The organism is Janthinobacterium breve, assembly GCF_051380895.1.
In the GTDB taxonomy this organism is placed as follows: Bacteria; Pseudomonadota; Gammaproteobacteria; order Burkholderiales; family Burkholderiaceae_D; genus Janthinobacterium.
This window is the reverse complement of record NZ_JBNYXY010000008.1, coordinates 77,723-98,903: the sequence shown is the minus strand read 5'-3', so window position 1 is coordinate 98,903 and position 21,181 is coordinate 77,723. Positions and strand designations below refer to the sequence as shown.

General features: G+C 62.8%; 17 protein-coding genes. 11 read left to right on the top strand and 6 right to left on the bottom strand.

The features are described from left to right. Positions 1-237 precede the first annotated feature (237 nt). The 3 genes from mgtA to ACQ4W0_RS16940 are packed head-to-tail and all read left to right on the top strand — an operon-like array spanning position 238 to position 3,809. A complete protein-coding gene (gene mgtA, locus ACQ4W0_RS16950) occupies positions 238-2,922 on the top strand; it encodes a magnesium-translocating P-type ATPase (RefSeq protein WP_436577798.1) in 2,685 nt (894 codons plus the stop codon). Positions 2,923-2,958: 36 nt separating this feature from the next. Next, positions 2,959-3,300, top strand: a complete 342-nt coding sequence (locus ACQ4W0_RS16945; RefSeq protein WP_436577797.1) for a hypothetical protein — start codon at positions 2,959-2,961, stop codon at positions 3,298-3,300. 41 nt (positions 3,301-3,341) lie between these two features. Next, complete coding sequence (locus ACQ4W0_RS16940; protein ID WP_436577796.1) at positions 3,342-3,809, top strand: ribonuclease HI family protein; 468 nt, start codon at positions 3,342-3,344, stop codon at positions 3,807-3,809. Here the strand turns inward: ACQ4W0_RS16940 and ACQ4W0_RS16935 are convergent. The 3 genes from ACQ4W0_RS16935 to ACQ4W0_RS16925 form a co-directional block, all read right to left on the bottom strand. Further along, positions 3,806-5,443, bottom strand: coding sequence for a methyl-accepting chemotaxis protein (locus ACQ4W0_RS16935; RefSeq protein ID WP_436577795.1), 1,638 nt, complete (start codon positions 5,441-5,443; stop codon positions 3,806-3,808). The genes ACQ4W0_RS16940 and ACQ4W0_RS16935 overlap by 4 nt on opposite strands. Positions 5,444-5,524: 81 nt before the next feature. Continuing rightward, entirely contained in the window at positions 5,525-7,156 is a 1,632-nt protein-coding gene (locus ACQ4W0_RS16930) for a methyl-accepting chemotaxis protein (RefSeq protein WP_436577794.1), read from the bottom strand. A gap of 243 nt (positions 7,157-7,399) precedes the next feature. Continuing rightward, positions 7,400-7,891, bottom strand: coding sequence for a chemotaxis protein CheW (locus ACQ4W0_RS16925; protein ID WP_035818113.1), 492 nt, complete (start codon positions 7,889-7,891; stop codon positions 7,400-7,402). Between the two features lie 333 nt (positions 7,892-8,224). Here ACQ4W0_RS16925 and ACQ4W0_RS16920 point away from each other — a divergent pair, with 333 nt between their 5' ends. The 4 genes from ACQ4W0_RS16920 to ACQ4W0_RS16905 all read left to right on the top strand — a co-directional run bounded on the left by ACQ4W0_RS16920 (position 8,225) and on the right by ACQ4W0_RS16905 (position 12,081). Further along, positions 8,225-8,875, top strand: coding sequence for an HD domain-containing protein (locus ACQ4W0_RS16920; protein WP_436577793.1), 651 nt, complete (start codon positions 8,225-8,227; stop codon positions 8,873-8,875). Between the two features lie 132 nt (positions 8,876-9,007). Then, positions 9,008-10,291 (top strand): TCR/Tet family MFS transporter, encoded by a 1,284-nt coding sequence (locus ACQ4W0_RS16915; protein ID WP_436577792.1) that lies wholly within the window; start codon positions 9,008-9,010, stop codon positions 10,289-10,291. Positions 10,292-10,391: 100 nt separating this feature from the next. Then, positions 10,392-11,213, top strand: coding sequence for a substrate-binding periplasmic protein (locus ACQ4W0_RS16910; RefSeq protein WP_436577791.1), 822 nt, complete (start codon positions 10,392-10,394; stop codon positions 11,211-11,213). A 10-nt stretch (positions 11,214-11,223) separates the two neighbouring features. Then, complete coding sequence (locus ACQ4W0_RS16905) at positions 11,224-12,081, top strand: EamA family transporter (RefSeq protein ID WP_436577790.1); 858 nt, start codon at positions 11,224-11,226, stop codon at positions 12,079-12,081. Here ACQ4W0_RS16905 and ACQ4W0_RS16900 read toward each other — a convergent pair. After that, entirely contained in the window at positions 12,078-14,033 is a 1,956-nt protein-coding gene (locus ACQ4W0_RS16900; protein ID WP_436577789.1) for a CocE/NonD family hydrolase, read from the bottom strand. The genes ACQ4W0_RS16905 and ACQ4W0_RS16900 overlap by 4 nt on opposite strands. A gap of 318 nt (positions 14,034-14,351) precedes the next feature. Between ACQ4W0_RS16900 and trpS the strand changes: the two genes are divergently transcribed. From trpS to ACQ4W0_RS16880, 4 genes are all read left to right on the top strand, one after another. Next, entirely contained in the window at positions 14,352-15,428 is a 1,077-nt protein-coding gene (gene trpS, locus ACQ4W0_RS16895; protein WP_436577788.1) for a tryptophan--tRNA ligase, read from the top strand. Positions 15,429-15,547: 119 nt separating this feature from the next. Then, positions 15,548-17,137: a pyridoxal-dependent decarboxylase gene (locus ACQ4W0_RS16890; protein WP_436577787.1), complete on the top strand. Its 1,590-nt coding sequence runs from the start codon at positions 15,548-15,550 to the stop codon at positions 17,135-17,137. Positions 17,138-17,176: 39 nt separating this feature from the next. Further along, positions 17,177-18,430, top strand: coding sequence for a voltage-gated chloride channel family protein (locus tag ACQ4W0_RS16885; RefSeq protein ID WP_436577786.1), 1,254 nt, complete (start codon positions 17,177-17,179; stop codon positions 18,428-18,430). Then, the gene (locus tag ACQ4W0_RS16880; RefSeq protein ID WP_436577785.1) at positions 18,427-19,158 is read left to right on the top strand and encodes a class I SAM-dependent methyltransferase; all 732 of its coding nucleotides are present in this window, start codon (positions 18,427-18,429) and stop codon (positions 19,156-19,158) included. Before ACQ4W0_RS16885 ends, ACQ4W0_RS16880 begins: the two co-directional genes overlap by 4 nt. On the opposite strand, the gene ACQ4W0_RS16875 is transcribed toward ACQ4W0_RS16880, so the two are convergent. Both ACQ4W0_RS16875 and ACQ4W0_RS16870 read right to left on the bottom strand, forming a co-directional pair. Next, entirely contained in the window at positions 19,155-20,066 is a 912-nt protein-coding gene (locus ACQ4W0_RS16875; protein ID WP_436577784.1) for an ADP-ribosylglycohydrolase family protein, read from the bottom strand. The genes ACQ4W0_RS16880 and ACQ4W0_RS16875 overlap by 4 nt on opposite strands. Before the next feature lie 106 nt (positions 20,067-20,172). After that, positions 20,173-21,120 (bottom strand): cupin-like domain-containing protein, encoded by a 948-nt coding sequence (locus ACQ4W0_RS16870; protein ID WP_436577783.1) that lies wholly within the window; start codon positions 21,118-21,120, stop codon positions 20,173-20,175. Positions 21,121-21,181: the final 61 nt, after the last annotated feature.

The window sequence follows — 21,181 nt, the reverse complement described above, 5'->3', positions numbered from 1 at the left end:
CCTCGGCAGCTAAACAGCAAGCAACGCGGAACTTCCTTTCCTCCGTGCCTTGCTGAGCAAGGTACGGTGTCCCGCGCAGCCATTCCGGCTGTGCGTCTCTTCCCCCTCTTTCCGATCGCGACCGGCTACTGACCCGGATTGCCCTCAAGCACCATGGCTACTCATGGTACGCTTGCGGCACGCAAGTCTTGCCTGCGGCTGCGCCGCCCGTCAACACCTCGCCGTGAAAGGAAGAGCATGAATCTCTTCACCCGTTTGTTCGAATCGTTCCTGCGCAAGCGCCATACGGCCGGCCATTTCCGCCGCCGCGCCATGCCGCTGGAAAACAGCACCGCCCGCCCCGTGCCCGACCATCTGGCGCACCAGCTGCTGACCGCCGCCCATGAAGACCTGGACAGCGCCCTGAACCGACTGCATACGCGCCTGGAAGGCTTGCGCGATGCCGAGGCGCAAGTCATCGGCGCGCAAACGGGGCCGAACGAGGTCGAGCATGAAAAACCGCTGGCCTGGTACCAGCACCTGTGGCTGTGCTACAAGAATCCGTTCAACCTGCTGCTCACCGTGCTGGCAATTGTTTCCTACCTGACGGAAGACCCGAAGGCCACCATCGTCATCGGCACCATGGTGATTTTGTCGACCCTGCTGCGCTTCGTGCAGGAAGGCCGCTCGAACCGCGCCGCCGAGCGCCTGAAAGCCATGGTCAGCAATACAGCCACCGTGCTGCGCAATGGCCAGCAGATCGAGCTGCCCATCCGCCAGCTGGTGCAGGGCGACATCATCGTGCTGTCGGCCGGCGACATGATCCCCGCCGATTGCCGTTTGCTTTCCGCGAAAGACCTGTTCGTCAGCCAGGCCGCCATGACGGGCGAATCCTTGCCTGTGGAAAAGATGGCGGAATTGGCCGATGCCCATGGCAAGGACCCGATGGAGCTGGCCAATTTGCTGTTCATGGGCACGAACGTGATCTCGGGCGCGGCCACGGCGCTGGTCTTGGCGACCGGCAACCGCACGTATTTCGGCACCATCGCCACGCGCGTGACGGCCACCGAGCGCACGCCGACCGCGTTTGAAGCGGGCGTGAACAGCGTCAGCTGGCTCTTGATCCGCTTTGCCCTCGTGATGGCGCCGCTGGTCTTCCTGATCAATGGCTGGACCAAGGGCGACTGGATGGAAGCGTTCCTGTTCGCCCTGTCGGTGGCCGTGGGCCTGACGCCGGAAATGCTGCCCATGATCGTCACCAGCACCCTGGCCAAGGGCGCCGTCAAACTATCGAAAAAGAAAGTCGTCGTGAAACGCCTGGATGCCATCCAGAACTTCGGCGCCATGGATGTGCTGTGCACGGACAAGACAGGCACCTTGACGCAGGACAAGATCGTGCTCGAGCGCCATACGGACGTGTTTGGCCAGCCCTCCGATGAAGTGCTGCAATTCGCTTTCCTGAACAGCCATTACCAGACTGGCCTCAAAAACCTGCTGGACCGCGCCGTGCTCGACCATGTGGAATTGCAGACGGAAATGCAGCTGGCGCGCGATTACGTCAAAGTCGATGAAATCCCGTTTGATTTCGTGCGCCGCCGCATGTCCGTCGTCGTTTCCGAAAAGAATGACCACCATGAGCTGATCTGCAAGGGCGCCGTCGAGGAAATCCTCGACGCCTGCAGCCACCTGCGCATGGGCGGCGTCAGCATTCCCCTCGACGCCGCCCTGCTGGCGAAAGTGCTGGAAACCACGCATGGCTTGAACGCGGAAGGCTTGCGCGTGGTGGCCGTGGCCGTCAAGGAAGTGCCACCGCATAAAACCGTGTATGGCGTGGCCGATGAAACGGCGCTGACCCTGATCGGCTACGTCGCCTTCCTCGATCCGCCCAAGGAATCGACGGCGCCCGCCCTGCGCGCGCTGGCGGAACATGGCGTGACCGTGAAAGTCTTGACGGGCGACAACCACCTAGTGACGGCGAAGATTTGCCGCGAAGTGGGTCTGGCCGTGCACGGCGTGCTGCAAGGCCCGCAACTGGACGACATGGACGACGCCACCCTGGCCAAGGCGGCCGAAGAGAATACCGTGTTTGCCAAGCTCAGCCCGCTGCACAAGGAGCGCCTAGTGCGCGCCCTGCGCGGCAATGGCCACATCGTCGGCTTCATGGGCGACGGCATCAACGACGCGCCCGCCCTGCGCGCGGCCGACATCGGCATTTCCGTCGATTCGGCCGTCGATATCGCCAAGGAAGCGGCCGACATCATCTTGCTGGAAAAGAGCCTGATGGTGCTGGAAGAAGGCGTGCTGGAAGGCCGGCGCACCTTCAGCAACATGCTCAAATACATCCGCATGACGGCCAGCTCGAACTTCGGCAATGTATTTTCCGTGCTGGTGGCCAGTGCCTTCCTGCCGTTCTTGCCCATGCTGCCGCTGCACTTGCTGGTGCAAAACCTGCTGTATGACGTGTCGCAGATCGCCATCCCGTTCGACAATGTCGACCCTGAACTGATCCAGAAGCCGCTGAGCTGGAACCCGCGCGACATCGGCCGCTTCATGGTGTTTTTCGGCCCCATCAGCTCGATCTTCGACATCAGCACCTTTATTTTGATGTGGCATGTATTTGGCGCGAATACACCGGAACAGCAGACCCTGTTCCAGTCCGGCTGGTTCGTCGTGGGCTTGCTGACGCAAACCCTGATCGTGCACCTGATCCGCACGCCCAAGCTGCCCTTCATCGACAGCATTGCGTCCGTGCCCCTGCTGGTGGCCACCACTGCCATCATGGCCGTGGGCGTGTTCCTGCCGATGGGACCGCTGGCGACCTACTTCAAGCTGCAAGCCTTGCCCTTGGGCTATTTCCCCTGGCTGCTGGGCATTCTGGTCTGCTACACCCTGCTGACGACGGTCATGAAGCGCTACTATCTGCGCAAATTCGGCTGGCAATAGTATGATGAGCCGCTCTTTCCCCTACAAAAGGCGCGCATGAGCGGCTCCCCCCTTTCCAAACGTAACCAGGCCCTGCTGCTGTCGGCCCTCGTGTTTCCCGGCAGCGGGCATTTCTTGCTCGGACGCAAGGCCCGTGGCTGCCTGTTCCTCGTGCCGGCCCTGATCGCCCTGGTGCTCGTATTGCGCCAGATCATGGCACGCTTGGACCAAGTTATGGCACAGATCGACAGTGGCGCCCTGCCCCTCGACGTGCAGCTGATCATGGAAAAAGTGGAGCGACTCTCCGCCAATGACGGCCCCGCCATGACGATAGCCGTGGGCGTGCTGGTGGCGTGCTGGATAGGCAGCTTGATCGACACCTTGCTCATCAAGCCATGACGGCGGAAGCACAAGCTCGCAAACAGCGCAAGGAAGCAAAGATGCAGGCACGCCGCACGCAGCTGGCGCTCAAGCGCCAGGACCACGGCGGCCCACAGGCCTGGCGCGGCTGGTTCGACGGCTCCGCCCACCCGAACCCGGGCAAGCTGGGTATAGGCGCCCTGCTGCTGGGGCCGGACGGCGAGCGCATCGAAGTGAGTCAGGCGGCCGGTTATGGCAGCAGCAGCGATGCGGAATATGCGGCCCTGACGGCCGTGTTGCAGGCGGCGCTCAGCGTGCGCCCGCCGCCCGTGCAACTGCTGCTGTACGGCGACAGCCAGGTGGTGATCAACGATGTGCTGGGAACGACGCCGCAGGGCGCCAAGGGACTGGAAACGCACAGGGCCACCGTAGTGGCCCTGCTGGAACAATTCACTGATGTGAGCTTGCGCTGGCTGCCGCGCCACAGGAATGGCGAGGCGGACCGGCTATCGCAGCTGGCGATCGCCGGCTGGAAAAACGAAGATTAAGCGGCGCGGCCGATCTGTAAACTAGCCTTGGCTTCCTTGCTTGCCTGACGTTTTACACCCTTCAAGCCGCTGACCGTGGCTTGCTGGCCATTCAGTTTGAACACGCTGACGACCTGCGCCAGGTTGTGCGCCTGGTGCTGCATCGATTCGGCGGCCGCCGCTGACTCTTCCACCAGGGCCGCATTTTGTTGCGTCACGGCATCCATCTGGCCGATGGCACGGTTGATCTCGTCGATGCCCACGCTTTGCTCGCTGCTGGCGGCCGTGATTTCCGTGATGATGTCGCTCACGCGCTGCACGCTGTCAACGATATCATTCATGGTCGAACCGGCCTTCGCCACCAGCATGCTGCCCGCGTTGACTTGCTCCACCGACGCGCCGATCAGGGTCTTGATCTCTTTTGCCGCCGAAGCCGAACGCTGCGCCAGGTTGCGCACTTCGGACGCCACCACGGCAAAGCCGCGGCCTTGCTCGCCGGCCCTGGCCGCTTCCACGGCCGCATTCAGCGCCAAAATGTTCGTCTGGAAAGCAATGCCATCGATGACGGAAATGATGTCGACGATCTTGTTCGACGAGGCATTGATCGATTGCATGGTGCCCACCACTTGCGCCACCACTTCGCCCCCCTTGACTGCCACTTGCGCCGCCGACGCCGCCAACTGGTTGGCCTGGCGCGCATTGTCCGCATTCTGTTTCACGGTCGACGTCAGCTCTTCCATCGACGAGGCTGTTTCTTCCAGCGAACCGGCCTGCTCTTCCGTGCGGGAAGACAGGTCCTGGTTGCCGGCGGCAATTTGCGTCGACGAGGTGGCGATGCTGTCCGTGCCGCTGCGTACTTCGCCCACGATGTTGAGCAGACTGGTATTCATGTCCTTCAACGCCTGCAGCAATTGACCCGTTTCATCCTTGGCGCTGGCATCGATCTGCGCCGTCAAGTCGCCATCGGCCACCTTGCGGGCGATGTCCACGGCCGTGCGCAGCGGGCGCACGATGCCCGTCGTCAAGACCCAGGCGCAGACGATACCAAAGCCCAGCGCCAGCAAGGCCAGGGTCAGCAGCAAGTTGCGGCTGGTCTTGGCGACGGCGTCGATCTCGCGCGCGGTGGTGTCGATGCTGGCGCGCTGGTGCTGCAGCATGTCGTTGACCACTTTCAGGTATTTCGTCGAACCGGGCACGAAGACGCCCTGGAAAGCCTGCTCCGCTTCGGCTTCCTGTCCATCCGCCTTCAGCTTCGACACTTGCGCGCGCGAGTCGAGGTAAACCTTGCGCTGTTCGCTCACCAGGCGGAACAGTTCCTTTTCTTCCGGGCTGGAAATCAAGGCTTCGATTTTCTTTTGCAGTTCGCCCGATACGACGGACGATCGCTTGGCTTCTTCCGCAAAATATGCGCCCAGTGTCGTGTCGCTGCTGCGCGCGATGGCCGTGGTGCGGCGCACGCCGCTATCGATCTTGGAATACCAGTCGGAAATATAGCGTTCCTTCGCCAGCGGCAGTTCCATCATGGTGCGCGTGGCGGTGGCCACGTCATGCAAACGCCAGACGCTGATGCCGGTAATGACCATGGAAAACAGCAAAATGACGGCAAAACCCATGCCGAGACGCACACCAATACTGACGTTTCTTAACAAATTCATGTGAATATCCTAAAAAAGCGGAACCAGACTATATAAAAGGGGAACATAAGGCTGTGGCTGCACGGGGCAGCCACAACAGCATCAGCGTATGCCGATGCGCAGGGCGGTTTGCGGTGCTGCCGGGCGCTTCATCGCGTTCGCGCCGCTGACCTTGGCCTGCTGCTGGCCGTTGAGCTTGAACACGCTGACGACCTGCGCCAGATTGTGCGCCTGGTGCTGCATCGATTCGGCGGCCGCCGCCGACTCTTCCACCAGGGCCGCATTTTGTTGCGTCACGGCATCCATCTGGCCGATGGCACGGTTGATCTCGTCGATGCCCACGCTTTGCTCGCTGCTGGCGGCCGTGATTTCCGTGATGATGTCGCTCACGCGCTGCACGCTGTCGACGATGTCGTTCATGGTCGAACCGGCCTGCGCCACCAGCATGCTGCCCGCGTTGACTTGCTCCACCGACGCGCCGATCAGGGTCTTGATCTCTTTTGCCGCCGAAGCCGAACGCTGCGCCAGGTTGCGCACTTCGGACGCCACCACGGCAAAGCCGCGTCCCTGCTCTCCAGCGCGCGCCGCTTCCACGGCCGCGTTCAGCGCCAAAATGTTCGTCTGGAAGGCAATGCCATCGATGACGGAAATGATGTCGACGATCTTGTTCGACGAGGCATTGATCGATTGCATGGTGCCCACCACCTGCGCCACCACTTCGCCGCCCTTGACGGCCACTTGCGCCGCCGACGCCGCCAACTGGTTGGCCTGGCGCGCATTGTCCGCATTCTGTTTCACGGTCGACGTCAGCTCTTCCATCGACGAGGCTGTTTCTTCCAGCGAACCGGCCTGCTCTTCCGTGCGGCTCGACAGATCCTGGTTGCCGGCGGCAATTTGCGTCGACGAGGTGGCGATGCTGTCCGTGCCGCTGCGCACTTCGCCCACGATGTTGAGCAGACTGGTATTCATGTCCTTCAAGGCCATCAGCAGTTGGCCCGTTTCATCCTTGGCGCTGGCATCGATCTGCGCCGTCAAGTCGCCATCGGCCACCTTGCGGGCGATGTCCACGGCCGTGCGCAGCGGGCGCACGATGCCCGTCGTCAAGACCCAGGCGCAGACGACGCCAAAAGCCAGCGCCAGCGCGGCCAGCGCCAGCAGCAGCTTGCGGCTGGTATCGGCCACGGCGTCGATCTCGCGCGCCGTCGTGTCGATGCTGGCGCGCTGGTGTTCCAGCAAGTCCAGCACCATCTTCTGGTACTTGACGGCGGCCGGCACGAAGGTCTTTTCAAACACCTCATTGGCGGCCTCGACCTGCGATTCGCCCTTCAGCTTGTAGACCTGGTCGCGCGAACTGATGTACACCTTGCGCTGTTCCAGCAAGCCCGCGAACATGGCTTTTTCGGCGGGCAAGTCGATCAGTGCCTCGATTTTCTTTTGCAGCTCGGCCGAACTGGCCGACGAGACTTTCGATTCTTCGGCGAAATAGCCGCTCAGCGAGGTGTCGCTGCTGCGGGCAATGGCGATCGTGCGCCGCACGGCGCTGTCGATACGGCCATACCAGTCGGAAATATAGCGCTCCTTCGCCAGCGGCTGCTCCATCATGACGCGCGTGGCGCTGGCCACGTCGTGCAGGCGCCAGACGCTGATGCCCGTGATGAGCATGGAAAACAGCAAAATCACGGCAAAACCGAGTCCGAGACGGACACCAATGCTGACGTTGCGTAATAAATTCATGTGACTATCCTAAAAAACCCTGCTGCCGGCGTGGCGACAGGCTGGCGATTGCACCTTGGCGCGGACGCGGGCTAGCTGCCGTGGCGAAACGGGCGTAAAAAGTGAAACTGAAGTGAAACTGGCGCACAGTTCGGCTGAACCGTGCGCCAGGAAATGCGCTAGCGTGCGCCTTGCAGAAAAAGCAAACAATGCTTGGGGTCAATTGTTTCCGATAAACTTGGCCTACTGGCCTGCAGCAAGAACTTAAGCTGCCAGTTTTTCGATGAGTCCCATGTCGGCGCTGGACATCAGCTGGTCGATATCGACCAGGATCAGCATGCGCTCGTCGATGGTGCCCAGGCCAATCACGTATTCCGTGTTGATTGAACGGCCCATGTCCGGCGCCGGCTTGATCTGTTCCGGCATCAGGGTGGTGACGTCGGACACGCGGTCCACGACCATGCCGACCACGCGGTTGCCGATATTGAGGATGATGACGACGGTGAACTGGTCATAGCTGGGCGTGCCCAGGTTGAACTTGATGCGCATGTCGACGATGGGCACGATGATGCCGCGCAAGTTGACCACGCCCTTGACGAACTCGGGCGCGTTGGCGATGCGGGTCGGCGTTTCATAACTGCGGATTTCGCTGACTTTCTGGATGTCGATGCCATACTCTTCCTGGCCCAGGGTAAAGGCCAGGTATTCGGCAGCCTTGGCAACGGTTGCGCCAGTGTCGCTGGAAATGGTGTTCATGATAATCCTTTCGTTAACTCGCCTGGGGCGCAGGCCAGAACACGCTGCACGCGGGCCCTGGACGTGACGAGCCATCCGCGATGCAATGCAATGGCTGTCACTTGTATGTTTTTGCAAATACTTTCTAGCAATTAGCTTATGTCTCTAATTTCCGTGCGGCAATGTTACCCCATGTAAATTTTACATGCACTAAAAAAGAGCGATCAACGGGTTGATGCTTTCCAAAAACACACTTATGTGGCAAATGCGGCACGCCGGGTACCAAGCTCCCTGGCCACATGCTGCGGCGTTTTATGCCACACTGGCGGCCCTTGCTTTTTACGACTTTGAACCATGCATTCTTTGCTTTCTCAATGGCAACCACGCCTGTTGGCACTGGCCACGGCGGGCCTGGGCGACGACAGCGCCCACGACATCAACCACTTGCAGCGCGTCTGGCGCAATGCCAGCGTCCTGCTGCAGGAACATGCGCAGGCCGACGCCCTCACCGTAATGGCTGCCTGCTATCTGCACGACCTGGTCAACTTGCCGAAAAACCACCCCGAGCGCCACCTGGCCTCGCGCCAGGCGGCTGCGCTGGCTTGCCGCCAGCTGGCGGAGCTGGGTTTTCCGGCAGAAAAATTGGCGGGCGTGGCCCACGCCATCGAGACCCACAGTTTTTCCGCCAATCTGCCGCCGCACACGCTTGAAGCGAAAATCGTGCAAGATGCCGACCGCATCGACGCGCTGGGCGCCGTGGGACTGGCGCGCCTGTTTTACACGGCGGCGCGCATGGATAGCGCGCTGGCGCATGGCACGGATCCGCTGGCGCAGCGGCGCGAACTCGACGACAAGGCATACGCGCTCGACCATATCGTCACCAAGCTCGACAAGCTGCCCGGCAAGATGCAGACGGCGGCGGGCCGCGCGCTGGCCGAACAGCGCCTGGCCGTGCTGACGGATTTCCGCGCCGCCTTTGCCACGGAATGGGGAGTTACGCTCTAGCATGGGTGGCGATAGCCAGCAGCGCGCATGCTGTCTATAATACAAGCCTCAGCTATCGCGCCGCGCGTCGGCAAAAACCTGCAACGCGCCGGCGCAACGCCAACAACTGAACTCCGCGCGCCGAAAGCTTGCATGTCCGATAAAAACAACCCTGACAGCCATTCCCCGTCCTCCCCCGCCGCGCCCGCGCGCGCCGGCAACCTCAATTTCATCCTCGTCTGCGTCTTCATCGACATGCTGGGCATCGGCCTGGTGGTGCCCGTACTGCCCATCCTGATCGGCGACTTTGTCAACGGCAAGGAAGCACAAGCGTTCTGGTACGGCATCATGGCGGCCGTCTTCGGCTTGCTGCAGTTCATCTTCATGCCCATGCTGGGCGCCATCAGCGATCGCGTGGGACGCCGTCCCGTGCTGCTGTACTCGATGGCCGGCATGGGCATCAATTTTCTTGCCACGGGCTGGGCGCCGAATCTGGCCTGTTTGTTCATCGGCCGCATCATCGGCGGCGTCTCCTCGGCCAGCATGTCGGTCGCGTCCGCCTACGCCTCCGACATTTCCACGCCCGACAACCGGGCCAAGAGTTTCGGCAAGATCGGCGCCGCCTTCGGCCTGGGCTTCATTTGCGGCCCCATGCTGGGTGGCCTGCTGGGCGAGATCAATCTGCACCTGCCGTTTTACGTGGCGGCGGGCTTGTCGGCAGCCAATTTCATCTACGGCTATTTCTTCGTGCCCGAATCGTTGCAGCCGGGTCCGCGCGCGCCCTTTACTTTGGCGCGCATCAATCCGTTTGCCGCCCTGCTGAAACTGGTGCGCCGCGTGGAAATCCGCGGCCTGGTGCTGGCCTTCGGCCTGATGACGTTTGCGCAAATGATGCTCAATACCACCTGGGTGCTGTACACGCATTTCCGCTTCGACTGGACGCCGCGCCAGAACGGCATCGCCCTGTTCTGCGTGGGCCTGTGCGCGGCCGTGGTGCAGGCGGGCTTGCTGGGTATTTTGATCAAGCGTTTTGGCGAAGTGCGTTTGTCGCTGCTGGGCATGGCCTCGGGCGCCCTCACTTACCTGCTGTACGGCCTGGCGACGCAAGGCTGGATGATGTATGCCTTGATTTTGTGCAACCTGCTGGCCTTTGCCGCCGGCCCCGCCCTGCAAGGCATCATCTCGAAGGCGTCCGCCGCCAGCGAACAGGGAGAACTGATGGGCTCCCTGCAATCGATCAGCAGCCTCGGCATCATCATCATGCCATTGCTCGGCAGCATGATCCTGGGCGAAGTGAGCCACTTGCCGCCACAGGACTGGCGCATCGGCAGCACCTTCTATCTGTGCGCCATCATGCAAACCCTGGGCATCCTGGTGGCCTGGCGCTACTTCAAGGCGCAACGCGAGGCAAGACTTGTGGTTTCCACCACAAAGTAGTCGGCGGGATAACATTGTATTTGGGAAATAAATAGGCGAGAATGGGATAATCAACCGCGCGTTACCGACGCCCGGCATTCGATGGTGAGCAAGGATGGGTATGACTGACTTTTATTCCAGCGCCTGGCGCCGAACCGTAGCCATGCTGACGCTGGCGCTGCCGTCGCTGGCCGGCGCGCAATGTTCGCGCGACATCCAGGTGCCCATCTCGGCCATCGGCGCCAGCGTGGTGGTGAATGGCGCCAGCATCGGCGGCATCTATCCCGACTTGCTGCGCAGCATGGGTGCCAAGCTCGGCTGCAATTTCATCTTTACGGCCGTGCCCCGCGCGCGCCTGGAAGCGATGTTCGAGGCGGGCAAGGCCGACCTGCTGATCCCCGCCAGCAGCACGCTGCGGCGCGACCAGCATGGCCTGTTCATCCCCATGCTGGGCAGCCGCCCCCTGCTGATCTCGCTGCAAGGCGCGCGCGCGCCCATCAACACCATGCAGGAATTGCTCGAGCGGCGCGAATTGCGCGTGGCGCTGGTGCGCGGCTACGACTATGGCGCACCATACCAGGCGCTGGCGAAGGAGCTGAGCAGCCAGGGACGCCTGTTCTACGAAGTCGATGCGCTCTCCGTGGCACGCCTGATGCAAAGCGGCTTCATCGACGCTACCATCATGGCGCCCACCATCCTGGCCGGCGTGGCGCAAAACGATGCGCGCGTGTACGGCCTGGCCGACCGCTTGCGCCTGGAAGCGCTGCCGGAATTGCCGTGGGGCATGAGCGGCGTCTACCTGTCGCGCAAGTCGCTGACGGCGGAAGACCAGGCCACCCTGCGTGAACTGCTGGACAAGGCGGGCCGCTCGGGCACCGTGATGGATGCCTTCCAGCGCCATCACCGCCAGGAACTGTTGTCGCTCAGCATACGTCCACGCTAAGCACGTTAGCATGCCGGGTCTGGTCGTCGCCGTCGTTCTGTTTGCCGCCCTGTTGCACGCCAGCTGGAATGCCATCGTCAAGTCGGGCAAGGATACATTTCTCAGCACGGTGCTGGTGTCCGTGGGCGCGGCCCTGATCTCGCTGGCCGTCTTGCCTTTCGTCGATGCTCCCGCGCCCGCCAGCTGGCCCTACCTGGCCGCCTCGGCCGTGGCCCAGCTGGCCTACTACTCTCTGCTGGCGGCCGCCTACCAGGCGGGCGACATGAGCCATGCCTACCCCCTGATGCGCGGCAGCGCCCCGCTGCTCGTGGCGTTGGCCAGCTGGCCGCTGATCGGCGAACGCCTTTCTTCCATGCAAATGGGCGCCGTCGCCTGTATCTGCGCGGGCATCTTCGGCCTGTATTTCGCCGCGCGCCTGCCCGCCATCGGCAGCGTGCCGAAAAACACGGGACGCGCCACCGCCTTTGCCCTGGGCAACGCCTGCGTCATCGCCAGCTATACCCTGATCGATGGCATCGGCGTGCGCCTGTCCGGCGCGCCAGCCAGCTACACCATGTGGATTTTTGTCTTGAACGGAAGCGGGCTGCTGCTGTGGACGGCGCTGCGCCGCCCCGCCGACTTGCTTGCGTATGCACAAACGCAATGGCACCTGGCCGCCTTTGGCGGCTTCGGCACGCTCGCCTCGTATGGCTTGGCCCTGTGGGCCATGACGCAGGCGCCCGTGGCCGCCATCGCGGCCCTGCGCGAGACGTCAATCCTGTTCGCCATCGCGATTTCCGCCCTGTTCCTGCGCGAAAAAATCAGCCCCCGCGGCTACCTGGCCATCGGCCTGATCGCGGCGGGCGCCATCCTCATGCGCGCTGGCTAGCGGGCATCGAGCGGCGCTATCGGCAACTCGATCGCGCTGGCCGCCCCTGCCGCGTGGTAAACGCGCTGCGTGGCCTTCTTGTAATCGCCTGGCTGGGCCAGGAAGATGTTCGGCACGAAGGTTTGCGGATTGCGGTCGTACAGGGGGAACCAGCTCGACTGCACTTGCACGGCGATGCGGTGGCCGGGCAGAAAGACGTGGTTAGCGTTCGGCAAGGCGAAGCGGTAGCGTTCCACTTTGCCCGCAGGAATGGCCGTCGGATGTTCGAGGCTGTCGCGGTAACGGCCGCGGAAGATATCCATCGCCACGCCCAATTGATAGCCGCCCATGGCCGGCTGCGACGGCACTTCGTCAGGATACACGTCGATCAGTTTCACCACCCAGTCGGCATCCGTGCCGCTGGTAGCGGCAAACAGGTTCACCATCGGCGCGCCGGCGATGCGCACGGCCGTCTTCAACGGTTCGGAAACATAGCTGAGCACGTCCGTGCGGTCCGCATAGCCGCGCTGGTCGCTGACCAGCCATGGCTTCCACACGTCGCCATCGTTCAGGCGCACGGGACGCGCCACGAAGGGCACGGGTTTCGCGGGATCGGCCACGTATTCATCGAACGCGCCGCCGGCCGCGTCCACCGCGGTTTGCGCTGGCGCAAAGCCCAGCTTGTAGCCATCCTGCAGGTAGATCGGCGTCAGTTTGGTCTCGCAGGTCTCGCAAGCCAGCGGCCACTGCTGCAGGCGCTGCCACTGGTTCGTGCCGCTCTGGTACGACACCACGGGCGCCGTGTTCGCATCCGGCGCGCCATCCTTCAGGTATTGATTCAGGAACGGCTGCATGACTTTTTCGCGGAACTGGCGCGCCGTATCACCGTCAAACTTCAGGGCGCCCAGGCTGGAACCGTCATAGTTGACGCCACTGTGGCGCCACGGGCCAATGGCCAGGTAATTGAGGTTGTTGCGCTTGTCGCGCCCTTCCATCGCCCAGTAGGTGGCATAGGGACCATAAATGTCTTCCTGGTCCCATTGCCCCACTACGTGCATGGTGGGCACGATCAGCGGACGCTTCGCCAAGATCTTGTCAAGTGCCTGTTCCTGCCAGTAACTGTCGTAGGCCGGATGCTCGAACAGCTTTTTCGTGTAGGTCAGCTTGTCGATGCCGAATTTCTTCGCGTAATCACCGGCCGAGCCGATGCGCAGATACGCATCGTAATCGTCGTAGACACCCAGCGCCGGTGATTCGCCACCGCCGCGCACGCTCGTCTGTCCCGCGATATATGACAGGCTGGGCATGCGGAAGGCGCCGTTATGGAACCAGTCATCGCCGCGCCAGCCATCGACCATGGCGCTCATGGGAATGGCCACCTTCAGTGCCGGATGCGGGTCAACCAGGGCCATCAGCACTGTATGTCCCTCGTACGAGGAGCCCAGCATGCCCACCTTGCCGTTACTTTCCGGCACATTCTTCACGAGCCAATCGATGGTGTCCCACGCATCCGTGACGTTATCGACCTTGGTATGGTTGAGCGGCCCCCGCACTGGGCGCGTCATCACGTAATCGCCTTCCGAGCCATGCTTGCCGCGCACGTCCTGGAACACGCGGATATAGCCGTTTTCCACCAGGGTATCGTCGCCCTGCGGCAAGGTGGCCAGCATGCTGGGACTGGCAGCGCGCTGGGCGCGGCGGGCCGCGTTGTACGGCGTGCGCGTGAGCATGATGGGCGCCCGTTTGGCGTCTTTCGGCACGACGATCACCGTGTACAGCTTCACGCCGTCGCGCATGGGGATCATCACCACGCGCTTGACGTAATCGTTCAGGTCCGGCATCACCAGCTTGGCGCCGATATCGGGCGTCATGGGCGGCGTTTGCGCCAGCGCAGGCGCAACAAACAGGGAACTGCACAGGGAACTGATAACCAGGGCCAGGCCGGTGAGCCGGACGGGGGACGACACGCGCATACTGTTCTCCAATGGATTCATGCCACGCAAAAGTGGCCGAGCGGCAATAGTACCCGGAAAGCAAGTTCTGTAGTAGGCCAGCCTCTGACGCAGCGCAGCAGATATATCGGCACGCAACTTGACAGAACGCGCACGAACTGCAACCATAACGCCATGAAATTTATCCCGTCACAACACGCCTGCTTGAATTGGTGGTCCCGCTCACTTTCGCGCGGCCACTGCATAGTGATGTGAATTTGATCCACGCCGCCTCGATCGGTGGCGTAACAGGCTCCAGCCTGGATCATCCCCGATGCAGGCGGCTCAAAAGGAAACTTGATGAGCTTGCCTAACACTCCCGACACTCCCGATACCGACAACGCCCCGGCAGCACCGCTGTCCGCCGCCGCCATCGCTTCGCAATCCGTGATCCTGACGGGCGACCGCCCTACCGGTCCCTTGCACCTGGGTCACTACGTGGGCAGCCTGCGCGACCGCGTCCGCTACCAGAACAGCTACAAGCAATTCATCATGCTGGCCGACGCACAGGCGCTGACGGACAATATGGATGACATTGACAAGGTGCACCGCAACGTCGTCGAAGTGGCGCTCGACTATCTGGCCGTCGGCATCGATCCGACCAAGACGACCGTGTTCATCCAGTCGCAAATCCCGGAACTGGCCGAGCTGACCTTTTACTACCTGAACATCGTCACCGTGGCGCGCCTCGAGCGCAACCCCACCGTCAAGGAAGAAATCCGCCTGCGCGGCTTCGAGCGCGACATTCCGGCCGGCTTTTTGACCTACCCAGCCAGCCAGGCGGCCGACATCACTGCCTTCAAGGCGGGCGTGGTGCCCGTGGGCGAAGACCAGATCCCGATGATCGAGCAAACGAATGAAATCGTGCGCCGCTTCAACCGCATGTACAACCGCGAAGTATTGATGGAATGCAAGGCGCTGGTGCCGGACATCGGCCGCCTGCCGGGCATCGACGGCAAGGCGAAGATGAGCAAATCGCTGGGCAACACCATCAACCTGGGCGCGACATCAGCCGAAATCACGGCTGCCGTGAAAAAAGTCTACACCGACCCGCTGCACCTGCGCGTGGAAGACCCTGGCCACCTGGAAGGCAACATCGCGTTTACGTACCTGGACGCCTTCGACCCGGAAAAAGCGGCGCTGGCCGAGATGAAAGCCCATTACGTGCGTGGCGGCCTGGGCGACAGCATCGTCAAGAAGCGCCTGGACATGGTCTTGCAGGAAATGCTGGCGCCGATCCGCGCCCGCCGCGAAGAGTTCGCCAAGGACAAGGGCCAGGTCATCCAGATGCTCAAGGAAGGCACCTTCAAGGCACGCGAAGTGGCGGCCCGTACGGCCGATGAAGTCAAGTCGGCGCTGGGCCTCAACTACTTCTGATCACCGGCAGTAATAGCAAACTGATGCGCCCAAGCGGAGTCGGGTAAAATCCCGCTTTCGCCTGGGCGCAATTCGTTTGTCACCGTGGCATCAGCAATCCGTAGAGAAGACCAAGCGCCATGACCGATACCCCTGTCGAACAGCTGCTGCAGCAGCATTTTTCCATCGATGCGCTGCAACGCTCGCCCGCACCCCTGCAGCAGGCGCTGCGCATGCTGGGCGGCTGGCTGGCCGCCGAGCGCGACACGCCGTATCCGCACGTGCCGTATGCGCAACTGCTGACGCAACTGTCCGACACGTGCATTCCCGCGCACGGCATGCCCGTGGCGGATTTTCTGCAGGAACTCGACACCACCGTGCTGGCTAATACGGCCCAGCTGAACCACCCCCAATACATCGGTCACATGACGCAGGCCTTGCCCTGGATCAGCGTGCTGGCCGAAGCGTTTACCGCCACCCTGAACCAGAACCAGGTGAAGATCGAGACGGCGTATGTCTCGACCCTGATCGAAAAGCAAATCCTCGGCTGGCTGCACCGCCAGGTGTACCAGCAGCCTGAACATGTCTACACGCAGGCCATGGCCGCCACCAGCGGCGCGCTGGGCAATGTCGTCAATGGCGGCACCATGGGCAACTTGACGGCCCTGGCCGTGGCGCTGGAACAGCAACTGCCCGGCACGCGCAAGCGCGGTTTGTTTGCCGCCATGCAGGATGCCGGCCATGCGGGACTGGCCGTCATCGGCTCGGCCCGCAGCCATTACTCCGTAAAAAAGGCGCTGGCGACCTTGGGACTCGGTGAAAACGCCCTGCACCTGGTGGCCGTCGACCGCGATAACCGCATCGATGTCGCCGCGCTGGAAGCTACGATTGCCGACCTGAAATTGCGCAATATCAAGGTCGTCGCCATGATCGGTATCGCCGGCACGACGGAAACGGGCGCCATCGACCCGCTGGCCGCCATGGCGGCGATTGCCGCACGGGAAAGCATCTGGTTCCATGTGGATGCGGCCTGGGGCGGCGCCCTGCTGATCGCCGAACAATACCGCGCCCTGTACGACGGCATCGCCCTGGCCGACTCCGTCGTCATCGACGGACATAAACTGCTGTGGGTGCCGATGGCGCAAAGCATGGTGCTGTTCAAGGATAGCGCCAGCTTGAACTTGCTGAAACATAACGCCAACTACATCTTGCGCGACAACTCGGGCGACCTGGGCCAGACATCGCTGGAAGGCTCGCGCCGTTTCGACGCCTTGAAGCTGTGGACTTCGTTCAAGGTGCTGGGCGTGTCCGGCTACACCACCTTGCTGCAGCAGGCGGCCACCTTGTCTGGCCAGTTGCAGCAGCTATTGGCCGACCAGCAGGATTTCGAACTGCTCACCCGTTCCGACACCTTCATCCTTACCTACCGCTACGTGCCCGCGCACTTGCGCCAGCGCATGGACAGCTTGCTGGCCAGCGGCCAGGTGGACGCGGCGACCGAGCTGAACAAGCAGCTGAACACGCTCAACGCCAAGTTGCAAAACCGGCAAAAGGCGCACGGCCACAGCTTTGTGTCGCGCACCGTGCTCGAATCGACGCGCTACCCTGGCCCCACCAACGTGCTGCGCGTGGTCATGACGAATGTCAAGACGCGCCCCCACCACCTGCGCGCCATCCTGGCCGAGCAGCGGGCCATCGGGCAGGCGCTGGTGGCCGAGTTGGGCCTGTAAGGAATCCCCACCCACCCATCAGCCCTGACTGGATGCCCGATGCAACGCCTGAGCGCCTTCACCGATCTGTTACGGCATCTGTTGAAATGGCTGCTGATCGCCTTTGTTGTGGCCGTGCTGGCAGGGTCGGCCTCGGCCGGCTTCCTGTTCGCTCTGGACTGGGCGACGCGCACGCGCCTGGCGCACGCCTGGCTGATCTGGCTGTTGCCCGTGGCGGGCTTTGCCGTCGGCTGGCTGTATCTGCGTTATGGCAGCTCGGTGGAAGGCGGCGCGAATCTGCTCATCGATGAAATCCACGACCCGAAAAAAATCATCCCGCTGCGCATGGTGCCGCTGGTGCTGGGTGGCACTGTGCTCTCGCATTTGTTCGGCGCCTCTGTCGGGCGCGAAGGCACGGCCGTGCAAATGGGTGGCGCGCTAGCCGACCAGCTGACGCGCATGTTTCGGTTAAACAATGAAGACCGGCGCATCATCCTGATGGCCGGCATCAGCGCCGGCTTTGCCTCCGTCTTCGGCACGCCGCTGGCGGGCGCCATCTTCGGCCTGGAAGTGCTGGCCATCGGCCGCCTGCGCTACGAAGCCATGCTGCCCTGCCTGCTAGCTGCCGTCATCGCCGACCAGGTGGTCCTGCTATGGGGGCCGGTTTTGCACATTAGCCACACGCATTACGCCGTGCCTTTGACCCCCACTCTCTCCGCCTGGACCTTGTGCGCCATGGTGATCGCGGGCATGCTGTTCGGCGTGACGGGTAAAGTATTTGCGCAAGCCACGCACGGTTTGAGCGGGCTGATGAAGCGCTGGATCAGCTATGCCCCGCTGCGCCCGCTGGCCGGCAGCGTGATCATCGCCACCGCCGTGTGGCTGCTGGGCACGGACCGCTACATCGGCCTGGGCATCCCCACCATCGTCGACGCCCTCAAGGAGCCGCTGCCCGCCTGGGATTTTCTCGGCAAGATGGCGTTTACCATCGTCTCGCTGGGCACGGGTTTCAAGGGCGGCGAAGTGACGCCCTTGTTCTACATCGGGGCGACCCTGGGCAATGCGCTGGGGCCGCTGCTGCACCAGCCCGTCACCTTGCTGGCCGCCATCGGTTTTGTCGCCGTGTTTGCGGGCGCCGCCAACACGCCCATCGCCTCGACCCTGATGGCCATGGAACTGTTCGGCGCCGAAATCGGCGTGTACGCGGCCATCGCCTGCGTGGTGGCGTATCTGTTTTCCGGCCACGCGGGCATTTACCGGGCGCAGCGCAGCGGCCATGCCAAGCGCACCGTCCACAAGGATGCAGACACATGACACAGAATATCTACGACAACGACGCTTTCTTCACGGCCTACAGCCAGCTGCCCCGCTCCGTTGGTGGCCTCGACAGCGCGCCCGAATGGCCGGCCCTGCGCGCCATGCTGCCAGACGTGCAAGGCAAACAGGTACTCGACCTGGGCTGCGGCTACGGCTGGTTCTGCCGCTGGGCGGCTGACGCCGGCGCGGCGCGGGTGCTGGGCGTGGATGTGTCGGAAAAGATGCTGGCGCAGGCAAGTGGCATGGGCACTCATGACACCGTAAGCTATGCCCGGCTTGACCTGGAACAACTGGCCTTGCCGCCCGCCAGCTACGATCTGATTTACAGTTCGCTGACGTTTCACTACATCGAAGCTTTCGACACCCTGCTTGCCGCCATCCGCCATGGTTTAAAGCCTGGCGGCAAGCTGGTGTTTTCCATCGAGCACCCGATCTTCATGGCGCCGCGCCAGCCCGGCTGGCTGACCGATGCGCAGGGCCGCAAGCGCTGGCCCGTCGACAACTACCAGCAACAAGGCCCGCGCGTGTCGGACTGGCTGGCGCCCGGCGTGATCAAGCAGCACCGCACCCTGGGCACGACCATCAATGCCTTGCTACGCACCGGTTTCCAGCTGGAACATGTGGAAGAATGGGGACCGACAGACGAACAGATCGCGCAGCAGCCGGCCCTGGCGGAAGAGCGCGAGCGGCCGATGCTGTTGCTGGTGGGCTGCAGCCTGCGCTAGGCCCGGGGCCGCTTGAACAATTTACCCGCCAGCTCTTCGATATCGCCGCGCATGGCCAGGGCGTTCAGCCACGCCGGCGGAATCGCCTGGGCGCCATAATACGCGCCGGCAAGCTGGCCGACGATGGCGCCAGTGGTATCGGCATCCTCGCCCAGGTTGACGGCGCGCAGCACGGCGTCTTCCAGGCTGTCCGTATTGAAGAAGCACCAGAGCGCCGCTTCCAGCGACTCCACGCAATAACCGGTGCCGCGTATCTGCCCTTCCGTCTTGGCGATGAAACGGCCACTCGCCATCTCCCTCAGTCTGGGTTCGGCAGGCCGGTAAGCGATACTGTCCATGAGCGCCTCTTTCGGCGTGCCCGCCAGCGCGCTGCACAGCAAGGCGGCAAACAACTGGCAGCTTTCGACCGCTTCCGGCGCCGCATGGGTCGTGCGCGAGCTATCGGCGGCGTAGGCCACGGCCGCCGCCACATCCGGATAGGCAAACAGCACGACGGGAGCCAGGCGCATGAGCGAACCATTGCCGGCGGAATCGGGCGCGGTGGAACCACTCCAGGGATTGCCCGTTTCCTGGAAGCTGGCCAGTGCGGCTCTTACCGTGGCGCCAATATCGAAGCAGGTGCCGGTGGAGCTCAGATAGCCCCATTGCCACCAGTTCAGATACCGCGCCATCTGGTCTTCCGGCGCAAACGCCCCCTTGAGTACCAGGCTCTCGGCCAGGCACAGCGCCATCGAGGTATCGTCCGTCCATTGTCCCGGCTGCAGGCCGAAAGGGCCGCCGCCAGTCATGCCCGTCACCGGCGCAAAGCTGCCGCGCGGAGAAAACTCCACGCTCGTGCCGATGGCATCGCCACAGGCCAGCGCCAGCATGGCGCCCATATAACGATTCTGCAAGCTGGACGTGATCATTGCTCTCCATGCCGATGGCGTTGCGGACGAGGAGACATGATAGCAAGTTGGACGATCATGGCCCACACTGCCTGCGCGCCGATGGCAAGGCCATCGCGCCATCATATTACGCCGCGGTACGCCGCAGCGCAGTGCCGCCATGCAAGGCCAGCGGCACGGCCCTGGCCCAGCGGTTCGAGGATAGCGAAAACGTCAGCGCGCGCACCTGGTGATACCAGCCGGCGGGCACGTACAGCATGTCGCCCGGCTCGACGATGCATTCGATCATGCTGGCCTGGCGCGCCAGGGGGAAACGTTCGAAATCGGGCGCTTCCGGGTCGAAGGGGGAACCGAACAGGATGGCATTCGCTTCGCTGGGATACAGGAAGGCGTCGTGGTGCGGCGGCGACAGGAAGATGCGCTTGCGGCCCCACACTTGGGCGAAGATATTGTCGTCGTAATCGCAATGCAAAGGCGTGACCGTGCCAGCCGGCCCCACCCAGAAGCGTGGCGGGCCCATCTTGTCGAAATACGTGGGCCAGTGGCACAGGCGGTTCAATTCGCGCAATTCCAGGTTGCCCAGGTACGGTGGCAGCGCGTACTTGCCCTCTGCCACCAGGTCCAGATATTGCCCCATCGACATATCCTGCATGGCGCGGTCGGCCGCGAACGCCGTGTTGATGTAGTCGCCCACCCTGGCGCGCACGGACACATGGCTGAACTGCTCGCGCAAGATGCCGGGCTCCAGCTGGGACAAGGGCCAGCGCTGCACCAGCCCGCGCATCAGGAAAGGCAGGCCCAGCGCGGCGCGCGCGCGGAAGGCGGCGGCATCGAGCATGCCCAGATGCGGCACGGCGCTGATGGCCGGCAAGTCACGCGCCGCCTGCTTGATGGCCTCGCGCATGGCATCGATGGACGTGACGCCGCGCACCTGCGCATCCTTGTCTTCGCGCGCTTGCTTGCGCGCAAGCGCCGCTTCGGGCGAACTGAATTCGGCTGGCGGCCTGGGCGGCAACGCGCGCGGCGATACGGGGGTGGCCACAAGCGGGAGCGGCACTTCTTTCTCTACAGACATAAACCTTCTTTGCGATCAGGCGCCGCACGGCATGGCGCGACATTGCGCCATTTTAAGCCAG

Bases quoted from the DNA above. Each gene is read 5' to 3' on its own strand.
- ACQ4W0_RS16870 (WP_436577783.1), bottom strand. From the start codon at position 21,120: ATGTCTGTAGAGAAAGAAGTGCCGCTCCCGCTTGTGGCCACCCCCGTA.
- ACQ4W0_RS16945 (WP_436577797.1), top strand. From the start codon at position 2,959: ATGAGCGGCTCCCCCCTTTCCAAACGTAACCAGGCCCTGCTGCTGTCG.
- ACQ4W0_RS16890 (WP_436577787.1), top strand. From the start codon at position 15,548: ATGACCGATACCCCTGTCGAACAGCTGCTGCAGCAGCATTTTTCCATC.
- ACQ4W0_RS16880 (WP_436577785.1), top strand. From the start codon at position 18,427: ATGACACAGAATATCTACGACAACGACGCTTTCTTCACGGCCTACAGC.
- trpS (WP_436577788.1), top strand. From the start codon at position 14,352: ATGAGCTTGCCTAACACTCCCGACACTCCCGATACCGACAACGCCCCG.
- ACQ4W0_RS16935 (WP_436577795.1), bottom strand. From the start codon at position 5,443: ATGAATTTGTTAAGAAACGTCAGTATTGGTGTGCGTCTCGGCATGGGT.
- ACQ4W0_RS16900 (WP_436577789.1), bottom strand. From the start codon at position 14,033: ATGCGCGTGTCGTCCCCCGTCCGGCTCACCGGCCTGGCCCTGGTTATC.
- ACQ4W0_RS16910 (WP_436577791.1), top strand. From the start codon at position 10,392: ATGACTGACTTTTATTCCAGCGCCTGGCGCCGAACCGTAGCCATGCTG.
- ACQ4W0_RS16885 (WP_436577786.1), top strand. From the start codon at position 17,177: ATGCAACGCCTGAGCGCCTTCACCGATCTGTTACGGCATCTGTTGAAA.
- ACQ4W0_RS16905 (WP_436577790.1), top strand. From the start codon at position 11,224: ATGCCGGGTCTGGTCGTCGCCGTCGTTCTGTTTGCCGCCCTGTTGCAC.
- ACQ4W0_RS16920 (WP_436577793.1), top strand. From the start codon at position 8,225: ATGCATTCTTTGCTTTCTCAATGGCAACCACGCCTGTTGGCACTGGCC.
- ACQ4W0_RS16940 (WP_436577796.1), top strand. From the start codon at position 3,342: ATGCAGGCACGCCGCACGCAGCTGGCGCTCAAGCGCCAGGACCACGGC.
- ACQ4W0_RS16930 (WP_436577794.1), bottom strand. From the start codon at position 7,156: ATGAATTTATTACGCAACGTCAGCATTGGTGTCCGTCTCGGACTCGGT.
- mgtA (WP_436577798.1), top strand. From the start codon at position 238: ATGAATCTCTTCACCCGTTTGTTCGAATCGTTCCTGCGCAAGCGCCAT.
- ACQ4W0_RS16915 (WP_436577792.1), top strand. From the start codon at position 9,008: ATGTCCGATAAAAACAACCCTGACAGCCATTCCCCGTCCTCCCCCGCC.
- ACQ4W0_RS16925 (WP_035818113.1), bottom strand. From the start codon at position 7,891: ATGAACACCATTTCCAGCGACACTGGCGCAACCGTTGCCAAGGCTGCC.
- ACQ4W0_RS16875 (WP_436577784.1), bottom strand. From the start codon at position 20,066: ATGATCACGTCCAGCTTGCAGAATCGTTATATGGGCGCCATGCTGGCG.